Below are 2,904 nucleotides of genomic sequence, written 5' to 3'. Positions count from 1 at the left end.
GCTTTTATGCGGGCTGTAAAGGAAGATTTGGAATGGGAGCTCGTATTTCCAGATACCAAAGATATAGAGTATAACGAGCTATGGACCGGCGATCTGGATGCATGGCGCAAGCTTGGCAAAAAGGTTATCCCCTACAAAACGGTGCGCGCTCGTGAAATATGGCAAGCGATTATTGAATCCGCATGGAAGTCAGCCGAGCCTGGCGTTGTCTTTATGGAGTATTATAATCAAATGTCGAACAGCTGGTATTTCAATCCCATTATTAGTACGAACCCTTGCGGTGAACAAGGCTTGCCGGGCTGGGGCGTCTGCAACTTGTCAGCTGTAAACCTATCGAAGTTTTATGATGAAGAGCAGCATGACGTTGCTTGGGATGAACTTGCTAAAGTTACACGCTGGTCTGTAAGGTTTCTTGATAATGTCATCGACAAAACACCCTATCATTTTGAAGAAAATGAGCGCAATCAGAAGCTTGAGCGGCGTATCGGGCTCGGAACGATGGGACTAGCTGAGCTTATGATTAAGCTGCGTATCCGATATGGCAGTGCAGAGTCGTTGGTTTTTCTAGATAAGCTGTATGGATTTATGGCTAGGGAGTCTTATTTGGCGTCATCGGAAATCGCTGCTGAGAAAGGTTCATTCCAAGCGTTTGAAGCTGATAAATATGTACAGAGCGGATTTATGAAGCAATTGATAGCCGAATTTCCGGAGATTGGCGACAGTGTGGCTTTGAACGGCATGCGAAATGTGACGGTCATTACACAAGCGCCAACAGGAAGCACTGGAACAATGGTCGGGACGTCTACGGGAATCGAGCCTTATTTTGCCTTCGAATACTATCGTCAGAGCCGTCTCGGTTTTGACAAACAAGATGTTCCGATTGCAGCGTCTTGGAAGGCGGCTCATCCGGGGGAGGAGCTACCAGATTATTTTGTAACCTCGATGAGCTTGTCTGCTGAGGATCATATTCGGGTACAGGCGGCTATACAGCGCTGGGTGGACAGCTCTATTTCCAAAACAGCGAATTGCCCGGCAGATTTCACAGTGGAAGAAACGGGCAGATTGTATGAGCTTGCTTTTGAGCTCGGCTGCAAGGGCGTGACGATTTACCGAGATGGCAGTCGTGATGTTCAAGTTCTCTCAACGTCGTCTAAAGAAGAGAAAACAGAAGCTCCATTTGACGCGGATTTGGTGGAAGCCGTTGTCCGAGCAGCCGTGCAACCTGAGCAGGAGCTGGATAAGCAGTACAAACGCAGACCGCAGATGCTGCGGGGTGCGACCTATAAGGTGAATACACCATTTGGCATGGCTTATATTACGATAAATGATCTGAATGGCACACCGGCAGAAATTTTCTTGAACGTAGGCAAGGCAGGTTCGGATGTGTTTGCGATGGCTGAAGCATTAGGGCGTGTATGCTCATTGTTTCTGCGGTATGGCGATCATGGAAATAAGGTGAAGCTGCTCGTCAAACATTTGAAAGGAATCGGTGGCTCGGGGGCAATTGGATTCGGAGTCAACCGAGTGGAGTCCATTGCGGATGCCGTTGCAAAATCGCTTGAGATTCATATGGAGAATGGGACGGAGCAGGAGACTGCAGCGAAAATAGTTCAAAGAGAAGAAGCAGCAGCGTCTGCGGATTATACGGCAATCTCCAAATCTTCTGTAGACACTTCTTCCGTAGATTTGTGCCCCTCTTGCGGTTCGGCAGCGCTTATTAATATAGAAGGCTGCAAGCAGTGTACGCAGTGCGGCTTTAGCAAGTGTAATTGATAGGGTATAGAAATGAATTAGGCAAGCAAAAAAGAGAACCTCGTGACCACGTGGTTCTCTTTTTTATTTTGTGTAGTCTTTCCAATAATGCAAAGAGTTAGGCTGGCTCTGGAAAGATATGATGACGCTCCAGCAGCGTCCACAATTGTTCGACGATATCTTCAGCAGGATAGGGCATGGAACGAATGATCCACCATTCCAGCAGTCCAATTGCCGCTGAAGCCAGAAATTGCACCATAATCTCCTTGTTCATATCCTGATTGATGCCGCTCATATCAATATTCACCTCAATATTTTGCAGCATTCCTTCCATCAGTCGGTTTCGAAACGTAGGAACACCTTTGCTCGTTAACAATGTGGTATAGATGAAAGCATGTTTTTCCAAGTACTTGAATGTACGCAGCAACAACGTTTTGGGTGATGGCTGGAATGCATCGTCTGGGGGCATACAGCTCTCAAACAATTGTGTTAAATAAACCTCAATACATTGATTCAGCAGATCAAACTTGTCAACATAATGCAAATAAACAGTACCTCGGTTTACATTGGCACGTTCCGCAATTTCGTTAATGGTTACTTGCTCAAAATTTTTCTCTGCAATTAGCTCGACAAAAGCCTTCATGATGGCTTCTTTTGTTTTGAGTACTCGTCTATCCAAAGTATGACTCCTTTTGAGCGGTTTTAGACATTTGCTCTCGATCTGTTGATTAATCAACACTTTCGCTGATTTTACCGATTGAAGAGCAGCATCTGCGCTGATATGATCATTATATTGAACAGATGTTGTTTAATCAACGAATGTTCAAAAAAATAGAGCGATATTCATTTCACTTGAAATATATAATAGGGCGGAGATGCTTTGTGAAAATATTAGTTTATGGTGCAGGCGTGTTGGGCAGCTATCTTGCACATGTGTTAGCGCGTGGAGGCAATGAGGTTACCGTACTTGCCAGAGGAAAAAGATATGAAGAGCTGACGAAAGACGGCATCGTTATTCGTCATTATTTTCAGCGTAAGACGACGGTGGACAAAGTGAGAGTTATTCATCATTTGTCATCAGAAGAATTGTATGATCTCATTTTTGTGGTAATGAAATACAATGATTTTCCATCAGTGCTGCCCGTGCTGCCC

The 2,904-nt window shown here is 45.1% G+C and carries 3 protein-coding genes; 2 read left to right on the top strand and 1 reads right to left on the bottom strand.

The window, feature by feature from the left end; all coding sequences use genetic code 11:
- Positions 1 to 1,773 (top strand): TSCPD domain-containing protein (locus AB4Z17_RS32990; RefSeq protein WP_441964628.1); only part of this gene is annotated, 1,773 nt, incomplete at its 5' end.
- Between the two features lie 97 nt (positions 1,774 to 1,870).
- Here the strand turns inward: AB4Z17_RS32990 and AB4Z17_RS32985 are convergent.
- Complete coding sequence (locus AB4Z17_RS32985) at positions 1,871 to 2,431, bottom strand: TetR/AcrR family transcriptional regulator (RefSeq protein ID WP_441964626.1); 561 nt, start codon at positions 2,429 to 2,431, stop codon at positions 1,871 to 1,873.
- A gap of 203 nt (positions 2,432 to 2,634) precedes the next feature.
- On the opposite strand from AB4Z17_RS32985, the gene AB4Z17_RS32980 reads away from it, so the two are divergent.
- The coding region (locus tag AB4Z17_RS32980) for a ketopantoate reductase family protein (protein ID WP_441964624.1) at positions 2,635 to 2,904 on the top strand (270 nt) is incomplete at its 3' end.

It is taken from the genome of Paenibacillus sp. TAF43_2 (genome assembly GCF_052113545.1).
GTDB lineage: Bacteria > Bacillota > Bacilli > Paenibacillales > Paenibacillaceae > Pristimantibacillus.
Note: the sequence above shows the minus strand (reverse complement) of the source record. Positions and strands in the feature narration are given on the sequence as shown.